Source organism: Sphingomonas sp. M6A6_1c (assembly GCF_053345135.1).
Genome location: NZ_JBKEZO010000008.1, coordinates 38880 through 63222 on the forward strand (window position 1 = coordinate 38880; position 24343 = coordinate 63222).

Sequence of the window (24343 nt, forward strand, 5' to 3'; positions counted from 1 at the left end):
GGAGTACAGAATGCCGCTACGCCTGCCGTTCGCCGCCCTATTGCTGCTGTCGGCCAGCGCTTATGCCGCCGAACCGGGCAAGCCGCCGCTCAGCGCGCAGACCGCCGCCTCGGGCGGGCCGCTCGACGCCGCGCAGAAGAAGGTGACGTTCGACACCGCGGACCTGCAGTTCGAGGTCGACCCCGAGCGCGAGGTGATCAACGCCACCGCGACGCTCGTCTTCACCGCCAAGGAGCGGATCGACCGGCTGGTGGTCGATCTCGACAAGAATTTCACCGTCACCGCGGTGACCGTCGACGGCGTCGATTCGGCGGGGTTCAGCAACCCCGAAGGCCGGATGACGATCAAATTGGTCAAGAAGGCCGCCAAGGACGCCAAGCTTACCGTCAAGATCACTTATGGTGGCCGCCCGCATACCGCGGTGCGCGCGCCGTGGGACGGCGGCTTCGTCTGGGCCAAGACGCCCGACGGCAGCCCGTGGATCGCCACCGCGGTGCAGGGCGAGGGCTGCGACCTGTTCTGGCCGTGCATCGACTATCCGACCTACGAGCCGCAGAAGGTGACGCTCCACATCACCGTGCCCAAGGGGCTGAAGGCGCCGTCGAACGGCAAATTGCTCGGCGTCGATCATCTCGACGACGGCCGCAGCACCTGGAACTGGGAGGTCGCGCACCCCAATCCCTATACGATCGCGCTCAACGTCGGCCCGTATGAGGAGCTGACCGGCACCTACAAGAGCAAATACGGCAACGAGATACCGATGTATTATTGGTATCTGCCCGGCGAGAAGGACAAAGCGGAGAAGCTGTTCGCCGAATTCGCGCCGACGCTCGACTTCTACGAAAGCGTCGTCGGCCCCTACGCCTGGGCGAACGAGAAGGTCGGCGTGGTCGAGACCCCGCACAAGGGCATGGAGCACCAGACGATCAACGCCTACGGCAACGAATATGCCAAGGCGCCCGAAGGCTTCGACTGGCTGTTCCAGCACGAATTCGGCCACGAATGGTTCGCCAACCAGATGACCGCGCCCAATTGGGACGACTTCTGGATGCACGAAGGCTTCACCGAATATATGCAGCCGCTCTACGGCCGCTGGCGCGACGGCGACGCGCGCTATGCGGCGATGATGCTCGACATGCGGCCGAAGATCCTCAACCAGTCGGCGCTGGTCGCCGGCAAGCCGCAGACCGCCGACGACGTCTACAAGACCTCGCCCGGCCGCGGCGGTGACATCTATTACAAGGGCGCGTGGGTGCTCCACACGCTGCGCAACGCGATCGGCGACAGGCAGTTCGACGAGATCCTGCGCTGGACCGTCTACGGCCGCGCCGATCCCGCGCCGGGCAATTTCCAGCCCTTGTTTCGCACGACCCCCGAGTTCATCGGCTACGTCAAGCAGGTGACGGGGCAGGATTGGCAATGGTTCTTCGACGTCTACCTCTACCAGGCGGCGCTGCCCAAGCTGACCGCGACGCGCAACGCGACGCAGCTAACGCTGAAATGGACCTCGCCGACCAACAAGCCCTTCCCGCTGCCGGTCGAGGTGGCGGTCGATGACGTCGTCCAGAAGGTGGCGATGACCGGCGGCGTCGCGACGATCACCGTGCCGGCGGGCGCGCATGTCGTGGTCGATCCGATGGCGCGCGTGCTCAGGCAGGACGATGCGATCGACGCCTATCAGGCGTGGAAGGCCGCGCAGCCCAAACCCAAATGACCGAGGAGCCCGCGATGACGACCCAGCCCTGGACCGCGCGTGCCGCCGAGATGGCGGCGATCTTCATGGTCGGCGACGGCCTCGTCGGCCTCCTCCAGCCTCGGCGCCACGTCGATCTGTGGAAGGAAAAATCGCTCGGCGCCGAGAAGACGGTCGCGCCGTTCGTCGACCGGCCGGGCCGGCGGCAACTCTATGCGCTCGCGCAGATCGCCGGCGGCCTGTGGCTCGCCAGCCGCCAGCGCCCGCGATGAGCCATGCCGCCGGCCTGCCCGCATTGGCGGTGCTGGCGACCGGGCTTTTGCTGTTCGCGGTCGCGCTCGTCGCGCGGCGCTGGCGACGCCCGGCCGAACGCGGCAGCCGGCGCGACGCGGCGTCGCTGATCGGCATCGCAATTCAAGGCCTCGGCGGCGTCATCGCCGCGAGCGGCCCGGTACGGGCGACGCTCGACCCGCTCGGGTCCGCGGCGCTGGTGCAGGCGGCGCTAACCGCAGCGCTGCTCGCCGCGGCGCTCACCCTCTTCGTCTGGGCGACCGCAGCGATGGGCCACAACTGGAGCCTCGTCGCGCGCACCCGCGCCGATCACGCTTTGGTCACCACCGGCCCCTTCGCCCGGATGCGCCACCCGATCTACACCGCACTCGCGCTGGTGGTGATCGCGCTGGCGCTGGCGCTGGGCCACCTCCCCCGCCTGACATTGGCCCTGCCGGTCTACGCGCTGGGCACGTGGCTGCGCGTTCGCATCGAGGAGCGATTGCTGCACGCGATGTTCGGCGCGACCTACGAAGCCTATGCGGCACGCGTGAAGCGCTTCGTGCCGGGGCTGATCTAGTCGGATCGACGTTCAAAAAATTCCTCCCCCGCCAGGGGGAGGTGGCATGCCGCAGGCATGACGGAGGGGGAGGAAAGGGAAACATCGGTTCCGTGTCCTCCCCCTCCGTCACGGCTACGCCGCGCCACCTCCCCCTGGCGGGGGAGGAATTTGGCACCCAAACCCTGGCTGTATATCCGGCCCAGGAAGCGCTACGGCACCACCGTGGTGAAAAGATACGCCGCGAAGATCACCAGATGCACGACCCCCTGCAACACCGTCGTCCGCCCGGTGCCCAGCGAGATCGTCGTCACGAACAGCGACAGCGCCAGCAGGGTCATGCTCTTCGCCCCGATCCCCAGCGCCAGCGGCAGGCCGAGCACTAGGCTGACGATCGCCACCGCCGGAATGGTCAGCCCGATCGTCGCCAGTGCCGACCCCAAAGCGAGGTTGAGGCTGGTCTGCAACCGGTCGCGCCGCGCCGCATTGTAGGCGGCGAGGCTTTCCGGCGCGAGCACCAGCGCCGCGATCACCACACCGACGATCGCCAGCGGCAGCCCGGCCGCGAGGATCGCCGCCTCGACCTGCGCCGACAATCCCTTGGCGAGCAATACCACCACGACCAATGCGACCAGCAGGATGCCGAACGCGGTCCATGCGGTGCGGTCGCTCGGCGGCGGCGCATGTTCTTCCTGCGCGATATCGCCGGCGGGCAGGAAATAGTCGCGATGCCGCACCGTCTGCACCAGCACGAACGTGCCGTAGAGCACCAGGCTGACGATCGCGACGAAGATCAGTTGCGACGGCGCATAGGTCGGCCCCGCCGCGCTCGTCGTGTAATTGGGCAGGATCAGCGACAGCACGACCAGCGCGGCGAGCGTCGCCAGCGCGGCGCTGATCCCACGCAACGTGAAGCGCTGCTCGCCATGCTTGATCCCGCCGGTCAGCAGGCACAGCCCGATGATGAAGTTCAGGATGATCATGATCGCCGCGAACACCGTGTCGCGCGCCAGCGCGGCGACGTCGCCCGACCCCGACAGCATCAGCGAGACGATCAGCGACACCTCGATCACCGTCACCGCGATCGCCAGCACCAGCGTTCCGAACGGCTCGCCGACGCGATGCGCGACCACCTCCGCGTGATGCACCGCCGCCACGACGGCACCGATCAGCACGATCGCGGCGACGATCGTACCGATCGTCCCCATCGCATAGACCGACAGCAGCACCACCGGCACGCCGAGCGCCGGGAACAGGATCGCCCATGGCGGCAGCCCCATCCAGCCCTTGGTTACGGTCATGCTGTCTCCTCCGGATCGTTACGCAAAGCCAATGCTTCCGCGTATGCAAAAGGTCCGTATCGATCGCCGCGAAGCGCCGCCATTAACACTTTGATACGGATCAAGAGCAGACGCGACGGACCCGGCAAGATGTCCGGGAGATGATCTAAGTTATTACGATTATTAAGTTTTGTTCTACCTGCGCAATAAACCCATGGCGTCGTCGTCGGTTAGGTCAGGGTCGGCGCGAGGCCGACATGTTTCTTCCCGAACATCCGGAGACGCCGCCATGTATTATCATGACAAGCGCCTGCAATATCCCGTCACCGTCGAAAAGCCGGACCCGCAGTTCGCGCGCATGCTGCAACAGGCGATCGGCGGCGTCGAAGGCGAGATCCGCGTCTGCATGCAATATTTCTTCCAGGCGTGGGGCAATCGTGCGCCGGATACGCGCTACCGCGACATGCTGTTGCACACCGCGACCGAAGAGATCGGCCATATCGAGATGCTCGCCACCGCGGTCGCGCTCAACCTCGACAAGGCCCCTGCCTCCTTGCAGGAAGAGGGCGCAGCCGACGGGATCGTCGGCGCGGTGATGGGCGGCGAACGCCCGCGCCACATCATCGAAGGGCTGATCCACAAGAATCTGCTGTCGAGCGGCCTCGCCGCGATGCCGATCGATTCCGACGGCGTGCCCTTCAACATGAGCCACATCTACGCCAGCGGCAATATCGCGGCGGACATGTATGCGAACGTCGCAGCGGAAAGCACGGGCCGCGTGCTCGCCGTCCGCCTGTTCAACGCGGCGCATGACGAGGGCATGAAGAAGATGCTCCACTATATGATCGCCCGCGACACGATGCACCAAAATCAATGGCTCGCGGTGGTCGAGGAACTCGGTGGCATGACCGTTCAGGCCCCCGTTCCGAACAGCTTCCCGCAGAGCGAGGAAGACAATCAGAACAACTATAATTTCTACGCCACCTCGGTCGACGGCACCTTCCCGGAAGGACGCTGGACCAGCGGCCCCTCGGTCGACGGCAAGGGCGAATACACCGTGTTCCGCAACGAGCCGCTCGGCGAGGAACCGATCCTCGGGCCCGCCGGTCCGGACAGCGGCGCGCAGACCGACCAGATCGGCAAGCCCTGATCGACCGGAACCCGGCGGCGTCGCAAGCGCCGCCGGGTTTCCCTCACCGTACCTGCGCGGCCCGCGCCTGCGCCGGCCGGTCGAACGCCTGATCGCGATAGCGCCCGTCCTTCTCCACCCAATGCAGGAAGAGGTGCGCCGACCAGCTATTGGGATTGGCCTCGAGCCGCCCGTGCCGGTGATGCGTCCCCTGATACAGCACCCCGTCGCCCGGCTGCATCGCCACCGATGCATAGGGTTGCGCCCCGAAATCCTTCGAGACCTGCGGCTGCGGCACCTCGGTGCGCTCGGTTGCTACCGACAGCGCCCACGGCCGGTCGTCACCGTAAGCGATAGTCAGCGACAGGCTGTGTTCGCACGCTTGCCGATCCGAATGCACGCGGCAGACGTCGCCCTGCTGATAGGCGCGGAAATAGGCATAGGTCGGCAGCAGCTCGCGCCCCACCACCTCGGCGACCCGCGGCGTCAGCCCCCAGAGAAAGGTGAGCATCGGCGCATATTGGAACGCATAGACTTCGATCGCCGGCTGGCGCAGCAACGGCCCGCGCGCGGTGAAGCTCTGCAACGGCCGCCCCGTCGCCTGCAGGTCGCTCTGCATCATCCGATAGAAAGCGAGCAGCACCTCGGGCACGAACAATTGCGGCAGGCCGACATGGCCGTCGCGATGATAGCGTTCCGATAAGGTCATGGTCCGGCTCGTCTTTCTGGCATCGCCACGGTCTAGGCCGCGCGCGCGCCGGGCGCCACGCCTGTTTCGCCGGCGCCGGTCAGTCGCCCATGACGAGCAGGATCGCCGGGAACAGGTTCTGGAGCATGTGCACCGCCACCACGACCCCGATCGCCCACCAGAAGCCGCGCGGCCGCCAGGTGACGTAGAGCGTCGAGAAGATCAGGAACGGCCACCAGATCACCGCCCCCCACCACGGCGAGGCGAGGCTGTGCGCGATCCCCCACAAGGCGCTGCTCGCGAGCACCGCCTGCCACCCGCTCAGCCAGCGCAGCAACAGGCTGAGGACGCCCGCCATGATCAGCGTCTCGACGACGGGACTGAACCCCGCGACGAGGAACAGCTTCATCGGCCCCGAGGTATCGCCGAGATCCGGCCCGGCGTTGCCCGGCACGAGATGCTCGATCGCCGTGCTCAGCGCGATGCTGCCGACGATCGTCAGCAGCCACCCGACGAGGACCGCCAGCCACGGCCGCCGGTCGCGGAACAGCAGCGGCGGCAGGATGGCGAGCGGCCCCCTGCCCTCGTACCATGCCGGGCTGAGGCCGGGTGCGGTCTCGATCCGTGTCGTTGCCATCGTCGCTCCGTCGTTTGAAGCCCTCGTGTGGGCCAGCCAGCGTTAACGCCGGATGAGGCGATGGGACGCGCGGGCGACGGTATTCCATCGTTTTCGCAAGCAATCGCCAATGATTACGACCTCTCGGACGAGACGCGCAGTCCGCCCCGACCCATTACCACGGACCGTTCCGAACCTCCTTCGCCGAAACCTCGCCAGTGCTCGCGCAAGCGGGAACACTGCAGATGAAGCGAACTCTCGGACACAGCCGGAATGCCAGATCGATAATGACCGGCCACCGCCCCACGAAAAAGGGGCGCCGCTCGCGCGCCGCCCCCATCTCATCCAAAGGCGAATGGATCAGGCAGCAGCGCCCGCCCCGTCCTTCTTCTTCTCGGCATAGACGCGGATCGGTTCCTTGCGGCCTTCGATCACGTCCTTGTCGATCATCACCTCGTCGACGCCGTCCATGCCGGGCAGGTCGAACATCGTGTCGAGCAGGATCGATTCGAGGATCGAGCGCAGCCCGCGCGCACCGGTCTTGCGCTCGATCGCCTTCTTGGCGACCGTCACCAGCGCGTCGTCGGTGAAGTCGAGCTCGACCTGCTCCATCTCGAACAGCTTCTGATATTGCTTCACCAAGGCGTTCTTCGGCTCGGACAGGATCTTGACCAGCGCCGGGATGTCGAGATCCTCCAGCGTCGCGATCACCGGCAGACGGCCGACGAATTCGGGAATCAGGCCGAACTTGAGCAGATCCTCGGGCTCGGTCTGGCGCAGCAGCTCGCCGGTGCGCTTCTCCTCGGGAGCAGCGACATAGGCGCCGAAGCCGATCGACTTGCCCTGCAAACGGTCGCCGATGATCTTCTCGAGGCCCGAGAAGGCGCCGCCGCAGATGAACAGGATGTTCGTCGTGTCGACCTGCAGGAATTCCTGCTGCGGATGCTTGCGGCCGCCCTGCGGTGGCACGCTGGCGGTGGTGCCCTCCATCAGCTTGAGCAGCGCCTGCTGCACGCCCTCGCCCGACACGTCGCGGGTGATCGACGGATTCTCCGCCTTGCGGCTGATCTTGTCGATCTCGTCGATATAGACGATGCCGCGCTGCGCCCGCTCGACGTTATAGTCCGACGCCTGGAGCAGCTTGAGGATGATGTTCTCGACGTCCTCGCCGACGTAACCCGCCTCGGTCAGCGTCGTCGCGTCCGCCATCGTGAACGGCACGTCGAGGATTCGCGCCAGCGTCTGCGCGAGCAGCGTCTTGCCGCAGCCGGTCGGCCCGACGAGCAGGATGTTCGACTTGCTCAGCTCGACGTCGGCACCCTTGGCGCCGTGGTTGAGGCGCTTGTAATGGTTGTGCACCGCCACCGACAGCACGCGCTTGGCGCGCTTCTGACCGATGACGTAATCGTCGAGGACGTCGCAGATTTCCTGCGGAGTCGGCACGCCGCCGTCCTTCTTGGACACCAGGGCCGACTTCGTCTCCTCACGGATGATGTCGTTGCACAGCTCGACGCACTCGTCGCAGATGAACACGGTGGGTCCGGCAATCAGCTTGCGGACCTCGTGCTGCGACTTGCCGCAGAACGAGCAGTAGAGGGTGCTCTTCGAGTCGCCACCGCTCAGTTTCGTCATTCAAACTTCCTTGTCGCGGGTGAGGCCCCGCTGGTGAGGCCGGCCATCGTAGACCGGCCGTTACGCAAACCACAACGCCCAAACGTCCCTAACGGCACGGCCGGGCGCGGAACTGCGCCTTTATGCCGCTTGGGCAACGTCTTCCGAGGGGCTCGGACGCTTGTCGAACACCTCGTCGACCAGGCCGAATTCCTTGGCTTCATGCGCTTCCAGGAACGTGTCGCGATCCATCCGGCGCTCGATCTCCTCGATCGGCTGGCCGGTATATTGCGCGTACAGCTGGTTCATCCGCGCACGGATGCGCAGGATTTCCTTCGCCTGGATCTCGATGTCGCTGGCCATGCCCTGCGCGCCGCCCGACGGCTGATGGATCATGATCCGCGCATTGGTCAGCGCCACGCGCATGCCCGGCTCGCCGCTGGCGAGCAGGAAGCTGCCCATCGAGGCGGCCTGACCGATGCACACCGTGCCGACGCGCGGACGGATATATTGCATCGTGTCGTGGATCGCCATGCCCGCCGTGACGACGCCGCCCGGCGAGTTGATGTACATGAAGATGTCCTTCTTCGGGTTCTCGGACTCGAGGAAGAGCAGCTGCGCGGTGATGAGGCTAGCCATGCCGTCCTCGACGCCGCCGGTGACGAAGATGATCCGCTCGCGCAGCAGGCGGCTGAAGATGTCGAACGAACGCTCGCCGCGGTTCGACTGTTCGATGACGATCGGCACGAGACCCGACCGGGTCTGCTGCAAACCAAGGCCGGCATTGGCCATCGGGCTCATGAAGTCGCCGGTCTCGAACGGATTATGCATGAAAATCTCTCTATATGCCCCGAAGATCGCCAACATCGGCGCTCCGGCGGGGGAGTTCAAGCCCCGGCGGTCGGGGCGGGTTGGGCGAGATAGGCGAGCCGGCGCACCTCGCGCCGGCCGCGCACCACGGTATCGAGGATCAGCCCGGCGAACCCGCACAACGCGGCGATGATCATCAGCCCGGTGATCAGGATCGCGGTCGGGAAGCGCGGCACCAGGTGCGTGTGCATATAGGTGATCGCCAGCGGCACGCTCAACGCCACGCCGATCGCGGCGAACACCGCGCCGATCGTGCCGAAGAACAGCAGCGGCCGCTCGATCCGGTACAGGGTCAGGATGGTGTTGAGGATGCGGAAGCCGTCGCCATAGGTGCTCAGCTTCGACGCCGAACCCTCGGGACGCGCATAATAAGGCGTTTCGATCTCGGCGCAGGGCATCTTGAGTTCGAGCGCGTGGACGCTGATCTCGGTCTCGATCTCGAACCCCGACGACAGCGACGGGAAGCTCTTGACGAAGCGGCGCGAGAAGACGCGATAGCCCGACAGGATATCGGTGAAGCTGCGCCCGAACAGCCGCGCGAGCATGCCGGTGAGCAGGGCGTTGCCGAAGCGATGGCCGCGCCGATAGCTCTCCTGCACCTGGCTGATCCGGCTGCCTACCACCATGTCGCATTGCTCGTCGAACAGGCGCGCGACCAGCGCCGGCGCGGAGGCGGCGTCATAGGTCGCATCGCCATCGGCCATCACATAGACGTCGGCGTCGATATCGGCGAACATCCGGCGGACGACATTGCCCTTGCCCTGGATGCGCTCGGTGCGGACCATCGCACCCGCGGCGCGCGCGACCGCGACGGTGTCGTCGGTCGAATTGTTGTCGTAGACGTAGACGGTCGCACCGGGCAGCGCGGCGCGGAAGCCGGCGACGGTCTGCGCGATCGCCGCGGCCTCGTTATAGCAGGGCAGCAGGACTGCGATCGTCGGTTGCGTCACGTCTGTCCTCTTTGGGTCAGCAAGGGTGCGGGACCGCCCGCACCATCCGGTTCGTCATCCCCGCGCAGGCGGGGATCCATAGACGCTGACGCTGCGGCTCCATCGGGGAGCTGCGCGTCTGGATCCCCGCCTGCGCGGGGATGACAATGGCGGGAAGGGGACGCCGCCCCCTCCCCAATCAGCCTCAACCCTCGGTCGACGCGGCGGCCTTCTTCGCGCGCGGCTTCTTCGTCGGTGCGTCGGCAGCCTCGGTGCCCTCCGCGGCTTCCGCCGCGACCGGCGACGATTCGGTCACCGCGGTCTCGGCCTCGACCGGCGCGGCGGCCTTCTTGGCGCGCGGCTTCTTGGCGGGTGCCTCGGCAGCGCCCTCGGCAGCGGCGTCCTCGGCCGGCGTCTCGGTCGCCGCATTGTCACCCTCGGCGACCGGCTTCTTGGCGGCGGCCTTCTTCGGCTTGGGCTCGCCCGCGGCCTTCTTCGCCTTGGGCTTGTGGTTGTCGTGATCGTGCGTGTGCGTGCCGGTCGCGAAACCGTCCTCGCTCTCGATCGCGGCTTCCAGCTCCTCGCGGGTCGCTTCGCGGTCGGTCACTTCGGCCTTGTCGAACAGGAAGTCGACGACCTTGTCCTCGTACAGCGGCGCACGCAGCTGGGCGGCCGCCATCGGCTCCTGCTGGACGTACTGGATGAAGCGCTGCTGGTCCTCGCCGCGATATTGCTGCGCGGCCTGCGCGATCAGCCGGTTCATTTCCTGCTGATTGACCTCGACGCCGTTCGCCTGACCGATTTCCGACAGGAGCAGGCCCAGGCGCACGCGGCGCTCGGCGATCTTGCGGTAATCGTCGCGCTCGGCTTCCATCTCGGCGAGCGCCGCGGCGGGATCTTCCTCGTGCGTCGCCTCATGCTCCAGCTGCTGCCAGATCTGCGCGAACTCGGCCTCGACCATCGACGGCGGCACTTCGAAATCGTGGCCCTCGGCGAGCTGGTCGAGCAGCTTGCGCTTCATGTGGGTCCGCGTCAGGCCGTTATGCTCCTGCTCGATCTGACCCTTGATCAGGCCGCGCAGCTGCTCGAGGCTTTCGAGGCCGAGGTTCTTGGCGAGGTCCTCGTCGATCGCGCTCTCGGCGGCGACCTGGATCTTCTTGACGGTGATCTCGAAGGTCGCGGGCTGGCCGGCAAGGTCCTTGGCGCCGTAATCCTCGGGGAAGGTCACGTTGAGCACCTTCTCCTCGCCCAGCGTCACGCCGACGAGCTGCTCCTCGAACCCCGGGATCAGCCGGCCCGAGCCGAGCTCGACGCCCATGTCGGTGCCGGTGCCACCGTCGAAGGCGACGCCGTCCGCGGTCTTGCCGACGAAGTCGACGGTGACGAGGTCGCCCATCTCGGCGGCCTTGTCGTCGGCGTCATCCCACTTCTTCGACTGGTCGGCGAACTTCTGGAGCTGCTCGTCGACCAGCTCGTCGGCGACCGGCACGGTCAGCCGCTCGAGCTTGAGCGAATCGATCGCCGGCGCGGGCACCGCCGGCAGCACTTCCAGCTCGACGGTCACCGCGGCATCCTGGCCGGGCGCGTAATCGTCGTTGAGCGCGACCGAGGGCTGCATCGCGGGACGCAGCGCCTTGTCGGCGATCAACTGCTGCACGCCCTGCTGGATCGCGCTGTTGAGCGCGTCGGCGGCGAGCGATTCACCGTGCATCTTGCGGACGAGATTGGCCGGAACCTTGCCGGGGCGGAAGCCGGGCATCTTCACCTGCGGCGCGATGCGCTTCACCTCGGCATCGACCTTGGCATCGATGTCCTTGGCGGTGATGGTCAGCGTGTAGGCACGCTTCAGGCCCTCGTTCAACGTCTCGACAGTCTGCATGTTCGGCCTTCAATCTTGAGAAATCTGACGGAAATTCATTAAGGCTGCCGTCCCGCCCGAAAGCGGCGGGACTGGTGCGGGCGAAGGGACTCGAACCCCCACATCTTGCGATGGCAGGACCTAAACCTGCTGCGTCTACCAATTCCGCCACGCCCGCACAAAGGACCCGCCGTTGGGCGCGCGTCTATACCAGCGTAGCGCCCTGGGGCAAGCGAAGAGGCAACCGGCGCGCACCCGGAACGTTGGGTCATATGAAGGAGAGACCGACATGGCAACCCAGCCCCCACCCGAAACGCCGATCCCCGAGTCGCAGCCGGTCCAGCCGGATTCGCCGCCGCCCGAGATCCAGACGCCCGCACCGGACGTCGACGTCCCCTCGCCCGGCATCCCCGCGACCGATCCCGGCACCTCGCAGCCGGCGGAGATCTGACGATGAGCACCGATCCCAACGCCCTCCCCGAAGACGCACCGGACAGCAATCCGGACGCCCGTGAGGACGAGCGCAGCGATATCGAACAGGCTGTCGAAGCCCGCGCCGACGCGGTCGCCCGCGGCGAAGGCGGCGAGGAACCCTCGCGCTTCACCGACACCGGCGCCTTCGACGGCAACAGCGGCACCGGCGGCGAGGTCAAGAACCAGGACCTCACGCAACAATGACGAGGCGGCCCTCCGGGGCCGCCTTCCGTTCGCCCTGAGCCTGTCAAAGGGCATTAGCGCGCAAGGCTTCCGAGCCGAGCGCAAGACATTCGAGCTATGCGGGAACCACAAGCGTTTAGTTCATAACGCTCACGATGATGGCATCTAAATCCTCCCTCGCTTTAGCGGGGGAGGGGGACCGCCGGCCGCAGGCCGGTGGTGGAGGGGGCGTTGCCGCATACGACACCATGCGCCGTATCCTCCCCCTCCGTCAGTGCTTCGCACTGCCACCTCCCCCTGGCGGGGGAGGACTTTGGCATATGGCATCTCCATAAGTCGTTCGCGCTCCAAATCCACCCCGTCACCCCGGCCTTGTGCCGGGGTCCCGCTTCTTCTTTGGACGGTGCGAAGAAGCGGGATGCCGGATCAAGTCCGACATGACGGGGATGGGAAAGCCGGTGCCGCGACCCGATCGCCCCTATGCGATACCCCTGCCCGCGGGGGAGGAATTTACCCCTCCTATTTCATCCGCCGCGCGGTGAGGATCGTCACCTTGGTCACCGGTACCTCGCCCTTGAACGCCCCGCGCAGCGTCGCGGTCGGCGACACCGGCGCGTCGAACACCTTGAGGATCGTGTCCTGCCCCTCGACGACATGCCCGAACGCCGCATAGCCGAGGTTGTCGCCCGGCTTGCTCGGGTCCGCATCGAACGACGGCTGGTCGCCGACGCTGATCGTGAACTCGCCGCGCGCGCTTCCCGGCGCGAAGCGCGCGGTCGAGACGGTGAAGTCGGTGTGCTTTATCCCCGTCTGCGTCGTCGGCTCATGCTTGATCGGCGGCAGGATGCGCTTGGCGTCGCCGTCCGGCCCGAATTGCACGAAGCCGAAATGCTCGCCGATCTTAACCGCACGATAGAAGCTCACCCCATCGAGCCGCTTGCCGTCGACATATCTAAGGAAATTTCCCGCGCTGATCGGCGCATGCACCACATCCGCCTCGATCACGAACCGCCCGACGCTGGTCTCGAACGCGACCCTCGGCAGCGTCGGCACCGGCTGCGCAGTAGGCACCGGCGCGGCGGGTGCCGCCTGTTGCGCCGCCACCGGCATTGCAAAGAGCGACAAGGCAAACGTCGCGATCCGAACGAAACCGATCATCTCTGCTCTCCCAGCGTTCACGCGAACCGCAACCGAACGTCCCGGCCGAATTCGACGCGGGCATCCGCGAAAACCTGCTCCGCGCGCCGCACATAGGCAAGCTCGTCGGGCGGCATATCGCCGACATGGCGGACGATCACCTCGTACGGCGGCGCGAGCGTCGCGATCCCGCCGCCGAGACAATCGAACAGCGCATCCAGATTGCCGCCGACCCACGGTTCCGCACCGAGCCGCGGCAGCAGCGCGGCGTAGAAATCCGCCCTGCTCCGCCACCCCTGCCCGTCGAGCTCGATCGTCGTCATCTTGTCAGCGTCAGCCGAGCGCCTTCTTCAGCAACTCGTTGACCACCGCCGGATTGGCCTTGCCGCCCATCGCCTTCATCGTCTGGCCGACGAAGAAGCCGAACAGCGTCTCCTTGCCGCCGCGATATTGCGCGAGCTGGTTGGGGCTCTTCGCGATCACCTCGGCGATCACCGCCTCGATCGCGCCGGTGTCGCTGGTCTGCTTGAGGCCGCGATCCTCGACGATCTTCGACGGCGCATCGCCCGTCTCCAGCATCACCTCGAACACCTGCTTGGCGAGGCTGCCCGACAGCGTACCGTCGGCGACCAGCGCGAGCAGCTCGGCGGCCTGCGCCGGCGACACCGGCGAATCGGCGATATCGCGCCCGGTCCGGTTGAGCGCGCCGAACAGCTCCGACGTCGTCCAGTTCGCCGCCGCGACCGGCTTGGCGCCGGCATCGAGCAACGCGTCGAACCAGCGCGCCGCCTCGACCTCCGCGGTCAGCACGTCCGCCTGATAGGCCGAGATACCGAGCGATTCGTACCGCTTGCGCTTGGCGTCGGGCAGTTCGGGCAGGCTCGCGCGGCACTCGGCGAGGAACGCCTCCTCCAGTTCGAGCGGCAACAGGTCGGGATCGGGGAAGTACCGGTAATCGTGCGCGTCTTCCTTCGAGCGCATCGAGCGGGTGGTGCCGCTCTCGACGTTGAACAGCCGCGTCTCCTGAACGATGCGGCCGCCGTCCTCGATCACCTCGACCTGCCGCTTCGCCTCATATTCGATCGCCGCCATGACGAAGCGCACCGAATTGACGTTCTTCGTCTCGGTCCGCGTGCCCAGCTCGCCGCCCGGCTTGCGCACGCTGACGTTGACGTCGGCGCGCATCGAGCCCTCTTCCATATTGCCGTCGCACGAGCCGACATAGCGCAGGATCGCGCGCAGCTTGCGCAGATACGCCCCCGCCTCGGCCGGCGAACGCATGTCGGGCCGGCTGACGATCTCCATCAGCGCCACGCCCGAGCGGTTGAGGTCGACGTACGAGCGCGTCGGATGCTGGTCGTGCATCAGCTTGCCCGCATCCTGCTCGACGTGGATGCGCTCGACGCCGATCGTCTTGGTCGCATCCGGATTCTTGTCGTCGGGGCTGATCTCGATCGCGCCCTCGCCGACCAGCGGATGGAACAGCTGGCTGATCTGATAGCCCTGCGGCAGATCGGCGTAGAAATAATTCTTGCGATCGAACCGCGACCAGCGGTTGATCTGCGCGTCGATCGCCATGCCGGTCCGCACCGCCTGACGGATGCACTCCATGTTCGGCACCGGCAGCATCCCCGGCATCGCCGCATCGACGAGGCTGACCTGCGTGTTCGGCTCCGCCCCGAACGCGGTCGCCGCGCCCGAGAACAATTTGGCGTTGGAGGTGACCTGCGCATGGACCTCGAGGCCGATCACGACCTCCCACTCGCCGGTGGCGCCCTGGATGCGGTAGGTAGAGGCTTCAGTCATATCGGACGCTTCTTTACATATTTCGGCTTGGCGGCGCGAAAGACAGCCTGACCAAGATTATTGATGGACCATTCGACACGGCACCCAGCCTTGAGCCCGAGCTTTTTGCGAAGCATTGGATAAATCCGCACCCGACCTTTGTCGTCAATCTTTGACTTCGCCGCAAACAGAAGTTCCACAATGGCCTCCTCATGTTTTCTGCCGTACAGTTCGACTGCTTTGGATCGACCGCCTCTTACCTTATCGGATCCGCATACCAGCTAGAGTTGTCGATATCACCACCACGCCTGCGGCCGCGCGGTGAAGCCCGCCCGCTGCTCGATCGCCAGCCCGGCGTTGAGCACGCCCTGCTCGTCCAGCGGCTTGCCGATGATCTGCAGCCCCAGCGGCAGCCCCTGTTTGTCGAGCCCGCCCGGCACGCTCATCGCCGGCAGTCCCGCTAGCGAGGACGGCACGGTGAACACGTCGTTGAGATACATCGCCAGCGGATCGGCCGATTTCTCGCCGAGCGCGAACGCCGCCGACGGCGCGGTCGGGGTCAGCAGCACGTCGCACGTCTCCCACGCCCGCTCGAAATCGCGCGCGATCAGCGTCCGCACCTTCTGCGCCTGCGTGTAATAGGCATCGTAGAAGCCCGCCGACAGCACATAGGTGCCGATCATGATACGCCGCTTCACCTCCGGCCCGAAGCCGGCGGCACGGGTCGCGGCATACATGTCCTGCAACCCCGCTCCCCCCCCGGATTCAGTGGCGGGCAGGTCGCGCAGGCCGTAGCGCACGCCGTCATAGCGCGCGAGGTTGGACGAGGCCTCCGCCGGCGCGATGATGTAATAGGCCGGCAGCGCATAGCGCGTGTGCGGCAGCGAGACCTCGACGATCTCCGCCCCCGCGTCGCGCAGCCAGTCGATCCCCGCCTGCCACAGCGCCTCGATTTCCTCGGGCATGCCGTCGACGCGATATTCCCTGGGGATACCGACGCGCTTGCCCGCGAGACTGCCCGACAGCCCCTGTTCCCAGCGCGGCACGTCGAGCTGGAGCGAGGTCGCGTCCTTGGCGTCGAACCCGGCCATCGCCTCGAGCAGGATCGCGCAGTCGCGCACGTCGCGCGCCATCGGCCCCGCCTGGTCAAGCGACGAGGCAAAGGCGATCGTCCCCCAGCGCGAGCAGCGGCCATAGGTCGGCTTGATGCCGCTGATCCCGGTGAACGCCGCCGGCTGGCGGATCGAGCCGCCCGTGTCGGTGCCGGTCGCGCCCGGGCACAGCCCCGCCGCCACCGCCGCCGCGCTGCCGCCCGACGAGCCGCCCGGCGCGAGCGGGGCGTCGCTGCCCGGCCGCCGCCACGGCGAGATCACGTTGCCGAACGCGCTGGTCTCGTTCGACGAGCCCATCGCGAACTGGTCCATGTTGAGCTTGCCGAGCATCCCCGCGCCGGCATCCCAGAGCTTCTGCGAGATCGTCGATTCGTACGTCGGCACGAAGCCTTCGAGGATATGGCTCGCCGCGGTGGTCGCGACGCCGTTGGTGCAGAACAGGTCCTTCATCCCGATCGGCACGCCGGCGAGCGGCTTCAGCGTCTCGCCCGCCGCGCGCGCGCTATCGGCGGCGCGCGCCGCGGCGAGCGCATGGTCGGGCGTCTCGACCAGAAACGCGTTGAGCGGCTTGGCCTTGGCCGCCTTCACCACGAAGGCGTCGGCGACCTCGACCGCGGAGAACGCGCCGCTGCGCACGCCGTCGCGCAACGCGGCGACGCCCAATTCGGTCAGCTCGGCCATTATTCGATCACCTTGGGAACGGTAAAGAAGCCATGCTCCGCCTGCGGGGCATTGGCCATCAGCGCGTCGCGGATGCCGCCGCCGGTCAGCGGATCGGCGTCGATCACGTCCTCGCGCAGGCGCAGCTGGTTGGGGATCACCGCGGTCATCGGCTCGACGCCGGCGGTATCCACCCCTTCCAGTTGCTCGATCCAGTCGAGGATGTTGCTGAGTTCGGGCGCGAGGCGGCTCGCGTCCTCGTCGGTGATCGCGATGCGCGCGAGCGCGGCGACCTTCTTCACGGTGGCGGTGTCTACGGACATGCGCTGCGCCTATCAGAGCCGGCTTTATAGATGCAACCTCGTGTTGCCACTTCGCCGGGCCTCGTCCATCAGACGGGCTCCCTGCCCTGCCCGGACACCCCATTCTTGGCCCGCAAATTTCTCTACGTCTTCGCGTTCCTGATCGCGCTCGTCATCGCCGGCGCCTTCGCCTACCGCCTGTACGGCGTCGAGATCCTGCGCATGGCGCTGGTCCCGTCGGAGGCGTTCAAGGCGCAGCCGCGCGTCGCTCCGGAGCGCTACGCCGATCGCGCGATGTGGATCGCCCGTCCCGACATCCCCGCCAACCCCGCGCTGTGGACCCCCGCCGGCTACACGCCCGAGCCGAGCCCCGGGGCCGCGGTCTTCTTCATCCACCCGACCTCGTACATCGGCCGCGACCATTGGAACGCGACGCTGGACGATGCCGAGACCAACGCGCGTGCCGCGATCTTCCTGCGCGGCCAGGCGAGCGCGTTCAACGCCGCCGGCGAGATCTGGTCGCCGCGCTATCGCCAGGCGACGTTCGGCGCCTTCCTGACCAGCGTCGCCGACGCCAATCGCGCGCTCGACCTCGCCTACGGCGACGTCGCCGCCGCCTTCGCCACCTTCGTCGAACAGGTCGATCCCAAGCGGCCGATCATCCTCGCCGGCCACAGCCAGGGCGCGCTCCACCTCACCCGCCTGCTGCGCGAGCAGATCGCCGGCAAGCCGATCGCGAAGCGGATCGTCGCCGCTTATGTCGTCGGCTGGCCGGTGTCGAAGACCACCGACCTCGCCGCGCTCGGCCTTCCCGAATGCACCCGTCCCGACCAGGCGCGCTGCCTGCTGTCGTGGGAGAGTTTCGCCGAGCCCGCCGACCCGCAACAGATCACCGACCTCTACGACCAGACGCAGGGGTTCGACGGCCGCCCGCGCCGCGGCACCGACATGGTCTGCACCAATCCGCTGACCGGTACCGCCGGCGCCGACGCCCCCGCGACCGCCAATCTCGGCACGCTCTATCCCTCCGCCGATCTCAGCAGCGCGAGCATCGCGCCGGGCGCGGTGCCGGCGCGCTGCGGCCCGCGCGGCATCCTGCTGATCGGCGCGCCGCCGGAGGTCGGCAGCTACGTGCTGCCCGGCAACAATTACCACGTCTACGATTACAGCCTGTTCTGGGCCAACGTCCGCGCCGACGCGCAGCGCCGCCTCGCCGCCTTCGGGGCGAAGCGATGATCACCCCCGACCGCGCCGTCTTCCGCGAGGCGTTGCCGACCGGCGGCCGGCTGCTCGGCCTCGACCTCGGCAGCAAGACGATCGGCACCGCCGTATGCGACGCCGGCTGGAGCTTCGCCAGCCCCGCCGCGCTGATCCGCCGCACCAAATTCACCAAGGACAAAGCCGCGCTGGTCGCGCTCGCCACCGCGCAGCAGGTGAAGGGTCTGGTCCTCGGCCTCCCCCTCAACCTCGACGGCAGCGAGAGCCCGCGCAGCCAGTCGACCCGCGCCTTCGCGAGGAATTGCGACGACCTCGGCCTGCCGATCCTGCTGTGGGACGAACGCTGGTCGACGGTCGCGGTCGAGCGCACGATGATCGAACAGGACATGAGCCGCGCCAAACGCGCCGAGCGCATCGACAACCTCGCCGCGGCGCACATCCTGCAAGCGGCGATCGACGCGCTGGTGATGGTTTAGGGGGGGTGTGGTGAGTTGCCGGCCGTCCGGTTACCGGAACGCGCATTGCGATATGCACCGCCAGGCAGCACCACTTTTCCCGAAAACGATCAGACCCCGGTAAGGCGATTTCGCTCGACTCGATCAACCGATCCAGTTTTCGACGCGCAGACCGCGAACACGTTGGAATTCCCCGACGTTGCCAGTAACCAACGTTGCGCCGACGGCGTAAGCGTGCGCCGCAATCAGAAGGTCGTTCGGACCGATCGGTTTGCCGGCAGCTTCCAGTCCGGCGCGGATACCCGCATATTCCGCGTCGGCGGGGACATCGAGGGCCAGAATGTCGATGCTCGCAAGGATGGCCTCCACCTGTGCGACCAGTCGGGGCGAACCCTTCTTCGCGCATCCGTAGCGCAACTCGGCCGCGGTGATGATGCTGACGCACATCGCCTCGCTGCCGTGAGCTGCCACCCGTTCGAAGACCCGGCCTTGAGGGCTGCGCACCAGATCGGACACGATGTTGGTGTCGAGCATATAGCGGGTCCGGCTCATAGATCGATATCCCTGAGCAGCAGCAGCGGCGCGTCGAGATCGTCGGGAAACGCATCGGAAGGATCGAGGGGGGACAGGGATCGAAGCGTGTCGAGCAGGTTGGGCCGGGGTTCGGGCTCGATGATGAGACGATCACCCTCCTTGTGGATCAGGACACGACTGCCGGAAAATTCGAACTCCGCTGGAATGCGGACGGCCTGACTGCGGTTGTTGCGGAACAGCTTCGCTTCGCGGACGTCGCGACTCGGGGCGGGCTTGGCCATCTCGCAACCTCCATTGTATATGCCATGTATATACCAAGGATGCGGCCATTCTTCAAATGTCGGTACCGCTGCGCTATCGACCGCCGCTGTGGCGCACATCCTGCAAGCGCCGATCGATGCGCTGGTGATACGTCAAGATCGTTGATGACTTGCGAAATGGCCTCGTCAGGGCAGGTTCTTCTCGACGACGGCCTTTCTCCGCGGATCGGCAGGAACATCAGCAGCGGATTGGGCCCTTGCCCTCGCGGTACATGACGGTGGCCGTGGTCGGCTTCGATTGAGCGTTTACAGCTACGCTCAAAGAAAATCCGGACGCATCGTTATAGGTCGAGAAGTGAAACCCGGGACGTTGCTGAACCGCGGAACGGTTCAGGCCGGACTTCCTCGCCTGCCGATCATAATGGTCGACGACGTCCTTCAAGGTCGAAGACGTCGAGAAGCTGTACCCCCGATAACAGCCAATGGCTTGATCGCGGAGCAGCAAAGTAACTCCAACGGGCGCCGGAAACTGCGACGGCTTGGCCAGAACCGGCGATGCGATCGCGGCAGCGGCAAGGAGTGCCACCAGTCGGTTCGACATGCCCATCATTCCACTGCCTCCTGTTTCTGCTCGGTTGTACCGGCATCTTGAACAACCATACAATTATGGCGCCGCAAGCCAAGGGAGAGGAAACCCGCTTCTCGCGCATGGATCTGGAGGATTATCATGGCACTTAGACTGCATCCGTCGCTCGCGGTGCACGCCGGCGACTGGCTCAAGACCGAAGTCGTCGAGCCGCACGGCATCACCGTGAAGGCGCTCGCCGAGCACCTCGGTGTATCGCGTCAGGGGCTGAGCAACCTGCTCAACGGCCACGGCGGATTGTCCCCCGATATGGCGCTGCGCTTCGAGAAAGCGTTCGGCATCAAGGCGGATACGCTGCTGCGTATGCAACTCGCCTACGATCTGGCGCTGCTGCGCGAGCATCAGGACGACATCAAGGTCGAGCGGGTGGCGCAAGCCGCCTGACCGGAGATAGTCGCCGACCTGCCCCTGTCCTACACCCCGCCCCCTCTGCTACGCCCCGCTTGCTCTTTCGCATCGTCGACCCGCATCATCACCAAAACGGAAACGATCGGGCCGGATCGTTTCCATTCAAGTGTCCATCTTGTCCATGTTGCCCCGATTCCGCCACAATCTCACCGGCCCCGGGATCGCGCCTCCCCGCTTGCCCCCACCCGCCCTGCGCGCTAACCGGCGCGCTTGATGAACCGTTCGGACCACCGCCCCGCTGCCCTGATCCAGGGTGGCGCCGTCTTCCCGCACCGGCACCTCACCGGCATCGACGGGCTCCAGCCGCATGAGATCGCCTTTCTGCTCGACGAGGCGGAAAGCTGGGTCGCGGCGAACCGCAGCCATGCCGCGCCCGACAAGCGGCTCGACGGCCTCACCCAGATCAACGCCTTTTTCGAGAACAGCACGCGCACGCTGCTGAGCTTCGAGATCGCCGGCAAGCGGCTCGGCGCCGACGTCGTCAACATGCACGCGGCGCAGTCTAGCGTGAAGAAGGGCGAGACGCTGATCGACACCGCGCAGACGCTCAACGCGATGCGCGCCGACGTCATCGTCATCCGCCATATGGCGAGCGGCGCAGTGCGGCTGATCGCCGACAAGGTCGATTGCCCGGTGCTCAATGCCGGCGACGGCCGCCACGAACATCCGACGCAGGCGCTGCTCGACGCGCTCACCATCCGCCGCCGCAAGGGGTCGATCGCCGGCCAGCGCGTGGTGATCTGCGGCGACGTGCTGCACAGCCGCGTCGCGCGCTCGAACATCCTCGCGCTCACCGCGCTCGCCGCCGAGGTGCGCGTCTGCGCGCCGTCGACGCTGATGCCCGCCGGGATCGAGCGGATGGGGGTGACGCCGTTCACCGATTTCGACGCGGCGCTGGTCGGCGCCGACGTGGTGATGATGCTGCGCGTCCAGAACGAGCGGATGGCGGGCGGCTATATCCCGTCGAGCCGCGAATATCGGCTGCGCTACGGGCTGACGCCGGAGCGGCTGGCGAAGCTGCCCGACGCGCTGGTGATGCATCCGGGGCCGATGAATCGGGGGGTGGAGATCGATTCGGTGGTGGCGGACGGGCCGCAATCGGCGATCACCGAACAGGTGGAGATGGGCGTGGCGGTACGGATGGCGTGTCTCGACGTGCTCACCCGGCGCGCGCGCGGCGTGGAGGGCTGGGCATGAGCACGGGCACGATCGCCTTCCTCGACGCGCGGCTCGCCTGCCCCGTCGCCGGCGTCGCGCCGGGCGGGCTGCTGGTCCGCGACGGCGTGATCGTCGCACGCGGCACGTTCAAACTGCCCGGCGACGCGGTGACGGTCGATTGCGGCGGGCGGGCGCTGGCGCCGGGGATCGTCGACCTCGGCGTGTTCAAGGTCGACCGCGATGCCTGCCGAACGGGCGGAATCGTCCGCGTCGCGCTGATGCCCGACGGCAATCCGGTGCTCGACGATCCCGGCATCGTCCAGCGCGCGGCGCTGATCGGCAAGCCCGATCTGTGGATCCACCCGATCGCCGCGGCGACGCAGGGCCTCGCCGGCACCGACATGGCGGAGATGGCGATCTGCGTCTCGGCCGGCGCGCGGGCGGTGGGCACCGGGCGCGGCTGGATCGCCGATACCGGCGTCATGCTGCGCGTGCTGTCCTATGCCCGCGACCTCGACATCGCGGTGATCGCGCATGCCGAGGACGGCGCGCTGACCGCGGGCGCGGTGGCGACCGACGGCGAGACCGCGACGCGGCACGGCCTGCCCGCCGCGCCGGCGGTGGCCGAGGCGCTGGCGGTGGCGCGCGACCTGATGCTGGCCGAGGAAAGCGGCGCGCGGCTCCACATCCGCCAGGCGACCACCGCCGCCGCCTTCGACCTGATCCGCGCGGCCAAGCGCCGCGGCGTCCGCGTCACCTGCGGCATCACCCCCGCGCATCTCCATCTGTCGGACATCGCGATGAGCGACTTCCGCACCTACGCCCACCTTTCGCCGCCGCTGCGCAGCGAGAGCGACAGGCTGGCGGCACGCGCCGCGGTGGCGGACGGGACGATCGACGTCCTCTCCTCGGGCCACGACCCGCACGGACCGGAGGCGAAGCGCCTGCCCTTCGTCGATTCGGCGGCGGGGATGGCGGGGGCGGAGACGCTGCTGCCGCTCGGGCTGCTGCTGGTCCGCGACGGCGTGCTGCCGCTCGAGCGATTGCTGGCGATGCTCTCGGTCCATCCGGCGAAGGTGCTCGGGCTCGACACGGGGACGCTGGAGGTCGGCAAGCCTGCCGACCTGATGCTATTCGATACCGACACCCCCTGGCAGGTCGACGGCGAGGCCTTCGCCTCGGCGGGCAACACGCCGTTCGACGGCCTGCCCGTCCAGGGCCGGGTGCTCAGGCTGTGGAAGGCCGGCCGGGAGGTCTGATCAGCGCGCCGCCACCTGCACCGGCGCGCGCAGCCATTGCGCGACCCGGTCGCCGGCCTCGCGGCGGACGAAACAGGCGCCACCCTCGGCGCGATAGCGGCCGCACATCCGGTCCGCCTCGGCGCGGCTGAACCCGCCCACCGACACGCGGTAGAGCGACCCCTGCGGCGCCGCGACCATCGTCCCCGTCGGCCGCTGCCCGGTCAGCGCCGCGAAGCGCCGCGTCGCATCGGTCCAGCCCGATTTGGCGACCGCGACATTGCTGTATGCGCCGATCTGCACATACCATTCGCCCGCCTCGGCTGCCCGGACGGGCATCGCCGCCGCCTGCCGCACCGGCGCCGCGACGGTGCGGACCAGCATCGTCGGCAGCGGCTGCGCCACCTCGCGCGGCGGCGCGAACACCACCCGCGTGAACGGCGAGGCCGGCACCGGCGTCTCGACCGCAGCGGTCCGCACGGGCACCGCCTGCGCCGGCATCACCGGCACCGGCGCGTTGAGCGCCAGCGCCACCGGCCGGCCGGCATCGGCCCCCGCGGTCACGCCGAGCAGGCTCGCGACCTGATCCGACGCCGCCCGCGGCTGCGCGAACGCCGCCCATTGCTCCAGCCGCGCATCGACATCGGCGGGCGACATATCCGCCGCCGCCGCGACCCGCGCCATCGCCCATTGGCCGGCGAGCGCATAGCTCAACGCCAGATTCTGCCGCACCTTGGCATCCGCGCCCGGCGCCCGCGCCGCCGCGTTGAGTGTGGCGATCGCCCCGGCCGGATTGCCGGCGAGCGCCGTGGCAAGGCCGAGGTCGCCGACCGGAATGATCGCCGCGTTGCGCGTCAGCGTCGCCTGCGCCGCCGACCAGTCGCCGGTGGCGATCTGCGCCAGCGCGAGGTTGAGCGCCGCCTTGCCGTTGCCCGGCGTCAGTTCCATCACCTCGGCAAAGGTATCGCGCGCCGACGCGAAGCGCCCCGCCTGCTGATATGCCTGCCCCAGCACCATCCGATAGTCCGCATTCCGCGGCGCCAGCGCGACCGCCGCCTCGGCGCGTTCGATCGCGGTGGCGGGATCGCGTTTCGCCAGCGCCCGCGCCGCTTCCTCGGCGTGCCGCGTCGCGGTCCGCGCGACGATCCGGTCGTTGCGATCGCTCGCCGCGGCAATGCGCCCGCCGCCGCCGGTACACCCGACCACCGATCCGCCGAGCACCAGCGCGGACAGGCCGAAGGTCAGGATCAGCCGCGGGGCAGAAGCCATC

The 24343-nt window shown here is 67.4% G+C and carries 28 protein-coding genes and 1 tRNA gene; 11 read left to right on the top strand and 18 right to left on the bottom strand.

Going from position 1 to position 24343, the window contains the following annotated elements; genetic code table 11:
* Positions 1-10 precede the first annotated feature (10 nt).
* Genes ACLBWH_RS17530 through ACLBWH_RS17540 form a run of 3 tightly spaced genes read left to right on the top strand, consistent with a single transcriptional unit; the run spans position 11 to position 2543 of the window.
* Positions 11-1714 (top strand): M1 family metallopeptidase, encoded by a 1704-nt coding sequence (locus ACLBWH_RS17530; protein ID WP_447800135.1) that lies wholly within the window; start codon positions 11-13, stop codon positions 1712-1714.
* A 14-nt stretch (positions 1715-1728) separates the two neighbouring features.
* Entirely contained in the window at positions 1729-1965 is a 237-nt protein-coding gene (locus ACLBWH_RS17535; RefSeq protein WP_322849049.1) for a hypothetical protein, read from the top strand.
* The gene (locus ACLBWH_RS17540) at positions 1962-2543 is read left to right on the top strand and encodes a methyltransferase family protein (RefSeq protein ID WP_447800136.1); all 582 of its coding nucleotides are present in this window, start codon (positions 1962-1964) and stop codon (positions 2541-2543) included. Before ACLBWH_RS17535 ends, ACLBWH_RS17540 begins: the two co-directional genes overlap by 4 nt.
* 191 nt (positions 2544-2734) lie before the next feature.
* Here the strand turns inward: ACLBWH_RS17540 and ACLBWH_RS17545 are convergent, their stop codons facing one another.
* Positions 2735-3823, bottom strand: a complete 1089-nt coding sequence (locus ACLBWH_RS17545; RefSeq protein WP_447800138.1) for a calcium:proton antiporter — start codon at positions 3821-3823, stop codon at positions 2735-2737.
* Positions 3824-4091: 268 nt separating this feature from the next.
* Between ACLBWH_RS17545 and ACLBWH_RS17550 the strand changes: the two genes are divergently transcribed.
* Positions 4092-4952 carry a manganese catalase family protein gene (locus ACLBWH_RS17550; protein ID WP_447800139.1) on the top strand — a complete coding sequence of 287 codons (861 nt, stop codon included), beginning with the start codon at positions 4092-4094 and terminating at the stop codon, positions 4950-4952.
* Positions 4953-4995: 43 nt separating this feature from the next.
* Here the strand turns inward: ACLBWH_RS17550 and ACLBWH_RS17555 are convergent, their stop codons facing one another.
* The 7 genes from ACLBWH_RS17555 to ACLBWH_RS17585 form a co-directional block, all read right to left on the bottom strand.
* Positions 4996-5640, bottom strand: a complete 645-nt coding sequence (locus ACLBWH_RS17555) for a hypothetical protein (protein WP_447800140.1) — start codon at positions 5638-5640, stop codon at positions 4996-4998.
* Between the two features lie 79 nt (positions 5641-5719).
* On the bottom strand, positions 5720-6256 hold the full coding sequence (locus tag ACLBWH_RS17560) for a CPBP family glutamic-type intramembrane protease (protein ID WP_447800141.1): 537 nt from the start codon (positions 6254-6256) through the stop codon (positions 5720-5722).
* A 339-nt stretch (positions 6257-6595) separates the two neighbouring features.
* Complete coding sequence (clpX, locus tag ACLBWH_RS17565) at positions 6596-7867, bottom strand: ATP-dependent Clp protease ATP-binding subunit ClpX (protein WP_322849043.1); 1272 nt, start codon at positions 7865-7867, stop codon at positions 6596-6598.
* Between the two features lie 120 nt (positions 7868-7987).
* Positions 7988-8677, bottom strand: coding sequence for an ATP-dependent Clp protease proteolytic subunit (locus ACLBWH_RS17570; RefSeq protein ID WP_447800142.1), 690 nt, complete (start codon positions 8675-8677; stop codon positions 7988-7990).
* Positions 8678-8733: 56 nt separating this feature from the next.
* The gene (locus tag ACLBWH_RS17575) at positions 8734-9666 is read right to left on the bottom strand and encodes a glycosyltransferase family 2 protein (RefSeq protein ID WP_447800143.1); all 933 of its coding nucleotides are present in this window, start codon (positions 9664-9666) and stop codon (positions 8734-8736) included.
* 184 nt (positions 9667-9850) lie between these two features.
* Positions 9851-11524 carry a trigger factor gene (gene tig / locus ACLBWH_RS17580; protein ID WP_447800144.1) on the bottom strand — a complete coding sequence of 558 codons (1674 nt, stop codon included), beginning with the start codon at positions 11522-11524 and terminating at the stop codon, positions 9851-9853.
* Positions 11525-11596: 72 nt separating this feature from the next.
* Positions 11597-11681 (bottom strand) — tRNA-Leu (locus ACLBWH_RS17585).
* Positions 11682-11792: 111 nt separating this feature from the next.
* Here ACLBWH_RS17585 and ACLBWH_RS17590 point away from each other — a divergent pair.
* Both ACLBWH_RS17590 and ACLBWH_RS17595 read left to right on the top strand, forming a co-directional pair.
* The gene (locus ACLBWH_RS17590) at positions 11793-11954 is read left to right on the top strand and encodes a hypothetical protein (protein WP_322849039.1); all 162 of its coding nucleotides are present in this window, start codon (positions 11793-11795) and stop codon (positions 11952-11954) included.
* Between the two features lie 2 nt (positions 11955-11956).
* Positions 11957-12181, top strand: a complete 225-nt coding sequence (locus ACLBWH_RS17595; RefSeq protein ID WP_038661840.1) for a hypothetical protein — start codon at positions 11957-11959, stop codon at positions 12179-12181.
* 498 nt (positions 12182-12679) lie between these two features.
* Here ACLBWH_RS17595 and ACLBWH_RS17600 read toward each other — a convergent pair whose 3' ends face one another.
* The 6 genes from ACLBWH_RS17600 to gatC all read right to left on the bottom strand — a co-directional run bounded on the left by ACLBWH_RS17600 (position 12680) and on the right by gatC (position 17177).
* Positions 12680-13318 (bottom strand): peptidylprolyl isomerase, encoded by a 639-nt coding sequence (locus ACLBWH_RS17600; RefSeq protein WP_447800145.1) that lies wholly within the window; start codon positions 13316-13318, stop codon positions 12680-12682.
* Positions 13319-13335: 17 nt separating this feature from the next.
* Positions 13336-13620 carry a barstar family protein gene (locus ACLBWH_RS17605; protein WP_447800147.1) on the bottom strand — a complete coding sequence of 95 codons (285 nt, stop codon included), beginning with the start codon at positions 13618-13620 and terminating at the stop codon, positions 13336-13338.
* A 10-nt stretch (positions 13621-13630) separates the two neighbouring features.
* Entirely contained in the window at positions 13631-15103 is a 1473-nt protein-coding gene (gene gatB, locus ACLBWH_RS17610) for an Asp-tRNA(Asn)/Glu-tRNA(Gln) amidotransferase subunit GatB (RefSeq protein WP_447800148.1), read from the bottom strand.
* Positions 15100-15282, bottom strand: a complete 183-nt coding sequence (locus ACLBWH_RS17615) for a hypothetical protein (protein ID WP_447800149.1) — start codon at positions 15280-15282, stop codon at positions 15100-15102. The genes gatB and ACLBWH_RS17615 overlap by 4 nt, the downstream gene beginning before the upstream one ends.
* 96 nt (positions 15283-15378) lie before the next feature.
* Entirely contained in the window at positions 15379-16875 is a 1497-nt protein-coding gene (gatA, locus tag ACLBWH_RS17620) for an Asp-tRNA(Asn)/Glu-tRNA(Gln) amidotransferase subunit GatA (protein ID WP_447800151.1), read from the bottom strand.
* Positions 16875-17177 carry an Asp-tRNA(Asn)/Glu-tRNA(Gln) amidotransferase subunit GatC gene (gene gatC / locus ACLBWH_RS17625; protein ID WP_322849033.1) on the bottom strand — a complete coding sequence of 101 codons (303 nt, stop codon included), beginning with the start codon at positions 17175-17177 and terminating at the stop codon, positions 16875-16877. The genes gatA and gatC overlap by 1 nt, the downstream gene beginning before the upstream one ends.
* 105 nt (positions 17178-17282) lie before the next feature.
* On the opposite strand from gatC, the gene ACLBWH_RS17630 reads away from it, so the two are divergent.
* Positions 17283-18392 (top strand): DUF3089 domain-containing protein, encoded by a 1110-nt coding sequence (locus tag ACLBWH_RS17630; protein WP_447800153.1) that lies wholly within the window; start codon positions 17283-17285, stop codon positions 18390-18392.
* The gene (ruvX, locus tag ACLBWH_RS17635; RefSeq protein WP_322849031.1) at positions 18389-18850 is read left to right on the top strand and encodes a Holliday junction resolvase RuvX; all 462 of its coding nucleotides are present in this window, start codon (positions 18389-18391) and stop codon (positions 18848-18850) included. The genes ACLBWH_RS17630 and ruvX overlap by 4 nt, the downstream gene beginning before the upstream one ends.
* Before the next feature lie 123 nt (positions 18851-18973).
* On the opposite strand, the gene ACLBWH_RS17640 is transcribed toward ruvX, so the two are convergent.
* The 3 genes from ACLBWH_RS17640 to ACLBWH_RS17650 form a co-directional block, all read right to left on the bottom strand.
* Positions 18974-19381 (bottom strand): PIN domain-containing protein, encoded by a 408-nt coding sequence (locus ACLBWH_RS17640; RefSeq protein ID WP_447800154.1) that lies wholly within the window; start codon positions 19379-19381, stop codon positions 18974-18976.
* On the bottom strand, positions 19378-19644 hold the full coding sequence (locus ACLBWH_RS17645) for an antitoxin (RefSeq protein ID WP_447800156.1): 267 nt from the start codon (positions 19642-19644) through the stop codon (positions 19378-19380). The genes ACLBWH_RS17640 and ACLBWH_RS17645 overlap by 4 nt, the downstream gene beginning before the upstream one ends.
* 217 nt (positions 19645-19861) lie before the next feature.
* Entirely contained in the window at positions 19862-20233 is a 372-nt protein-coding gene (locus ACLBWH_RS17650) for a hypothetical protein (RefSeq protein ID WP_447800157.1), read from the bottom strand.
* 117 nt (positions 20234-20350) lie between these two features.
* Here ACLBWH_RS17650 and ACLBWH_RS17655 point away from each other — a divergent pair, with 117 nt between their 5' ends.
* The 3 genes from ACLBWH_RS17655 (at position 20351) to ACLBWH_RS17665 (ending at position 23094) form a co-directional block, all read left to right on the top strand.
* Positions 20351-20653 (top strand): HigA family addiction module antitoxin, encoded by a 303-nt coding sequence (locus ACLBWH_RS17655; RefSeq protein WP_447800158.1) that lies wholly within the window; start codon positions 20351-20353, stop codon positions 20651-20653.
* Positions 20654-20890: 237 nt separating this feature from the next.
* On the top strand, positions 20891-21874 hold the full coding sequence (locus ACLBWH_RS17660; RefSeq protein ID WP_447800160.1) for an aspartate carbamoyltransferase catalytic subunit: 984 nt from the start codon (positions 20891-20893) through the stop codon (positions 21872-21874).
* Positions 21871-23094 (top strand): dihydroorotase, encoded by a 1224-nt coding sequence (locus ACLBWH_RS17665; RefSeq protein ID WP_447800161.1) that lies wholly within the window; start codon positions 21871-21873, stop codon positions 23092-23094. The genes ACLBWH_RS17660 and ACLBWH_RS17665 overlap by 4 nt, the downstream gene beginning before the upstream one ends.
* Here ACLBWH_RS17665 and ACLBWH_RS17670 read toward each other — a convergent pair whose 3' ends face one another.
* Positions 23095-24342: a tetratricopeptide repeat protein gene (locus tag ACLBWH_RS17670; protein ID WP_447800163.1), complete on the bottom strand. Its 1248-nt coding sequence runs from the start codon at positions 24340-24342 to the stop codon at positions 23095-23097. It abuts the gene before it with no gap.
* Position 24343: the final 1 nt, after the last annotated feature.

Coding starts and splice junctions, on each gene's coding strand:
- ACLBWH_RS17570 (WP_447800142.1), bottom strand. CDS start 8,677: ATGCATAATCCGTTCGAGACCGGCGACTTCATGAGCCCGATGGCCAAT.
- ACLBWH_RS17645 (WP_447800156.1), bottom strand. CDS start 19,644: ATGGCCAAGCCCGCCCCGAGTCGCGACGTCCGCGAAGCGAAGCTGTTC.
- ACLBWH_RS17650 (WP_447800157.1), bottom strand. CDS start 20,233: ATGATGGGCATGTCGAACCGACTGGTGGCACTCCTTGCCGCTGCCGCG.
- ACLBWH_RS17655 (WP_447800158.1), top strand. CDS start 20,351: ATGGCACTTAGACTGCATCCGTCGCTCGCGGTGCACGCCGGCGACTGG.
- ACLBWH_RS17540 (WP_447800136.1), top strand. CDS start 1,962: ATGAGCCATGCCGCCGGCCTGCCCGCATTGGCGGTGCTGGCGACCGGG.
- ACLBWH_RS17550 (WP_447800139.1), top strand. CDS start 4,092: ATGTATTATCATGACAAGCGCCTGCAATATCCCGTCACCGTCGAAAAG.
- ACLBWH_RS17605 (WP_447800147.1), bottom strand. CDS start 13,620: ATGACGACGATCGAGCTCGACGGGCAGGGGTGGCGGAGCAGGGCGGAT.
- ACLBWH_RS17640 (WP_447800154.1), bottom strand. CDS start 19,381: ATGAGCCGGACCCGCTATATGCTCGACACCAACATCGTGTCCGATCTG.
- ACLBWH_RS17560 (WP_447800141.1), bottom strand. CDS start 6,256: ATGGCAACGACACGGATCGAGACCGCACCCGGCCTCAGCCCGGCATGG.
- ACLBWH_RS17535 (WP_322849049.1), top strand. CDS start 1,729: ATGACGACCCAGCCCTGGACCGCGCGTGCCGCCGAGATGGCGGCGATC.
- tig (WP_447800144.1), bottom strand. CDS start 11,524: ATGCAGACTGTCGAGACGTTGAACGAGGGCCTGAAGCGTGCCTACACG.
- ACLBWH_RS17660 (WP_447800160.1), top strand. CDS start 20,891: ATGAACCGTTCGGACCACCGCCCCGCTGCCCTGATCCAGGGTGGCGCC.
- ACLBWH_RS17555 (WP_447800140.1), bottom strand. CDS start 5,640: ATGACCTTATCGGAACGCTATCATCGCGACGGCCATGTCGGCCTGCCG.
- ACLBWH_RS17545 (WP_447800138.1), bottom strand. CDS start 3,823: ATGACCGTAACCAAGGGCTGGATGGGGCTGCCGCCATGGGCGATCCTG.
- ACLBWH_RS17595 (WP_038661840.1), top strand. CDS start 11,957: ATGAGCACCGATCCCAACGCCCTCCCCGAAGACGCACCGGACAGCAAT.
- ACLBWH_RS17665 (WP_447800161.1), top strand. CDS start 21,871: ATGAGCACGGGCACGATCGCCTTCCTCGACGCGCGGCTCGCCTGCCCC.
- ACLBWH_RS17600 (WP_447800145.1), bottom strand. CDS start 13,318: ATGATCGGTTTCGTTCGGATCGCGACGTTTGCCTTGTCGCTCTTTGCA.
- ACLBWH_RS17530 (WP_447800135.1), top strand. CDS start 11: ATGCCGCTACGCCTGCCGTTCGCCGCCCTATTGCTGCTGTCGGCCAGC.
- ruvX (WP_322849031.1), top strand. CDS start 18,389: ATGATCACCCCCGACCGCGCCGTCTTCCGCGAGGCGTTGCCGACCGGC.
- ACLBWH_RS17670 (WP_447800163.1), bottom strand. CDS start 24,342: ATGGCTTCTGCCCCGCGGCTGATCCTGACCTTCGGCCTGTCCGCGCTG.
- gatC (WP_322849033.1), bottom strand. CDS start 17,177: ATGTCCGTAGACACCGCCACCGTGAAGAAGGTCGCCGCGCTCGCGCGC.
- clpX (WP_322849043.1), bottom strand. CDS start 7,867: ATGACGAAACTGAGCGGTGGCGACTCGAAGAGCACCCTCTACTGCTCG.
- ACLBWH_RS17590 (WP_322849039.1), top strand. CDS start 11,793: ATGGCAACCCAGCCCCCACCCGAAACGCCGATCCCCGAGTCGCAGCCG.
- gatA (WP_447800151.1), bottom strand. CDS start 16,875: ATGGCCGAGCTGACCGAATTGGGCGTCGCCGCGTTGCGCGACGGCGTG.
- gatB (WP_447800148.1), bottom strand. CDS start 15,103: ATGACTGAAGCCTCTACCTACCGCATCCAGGGCGCCACCGGCGAGTGG.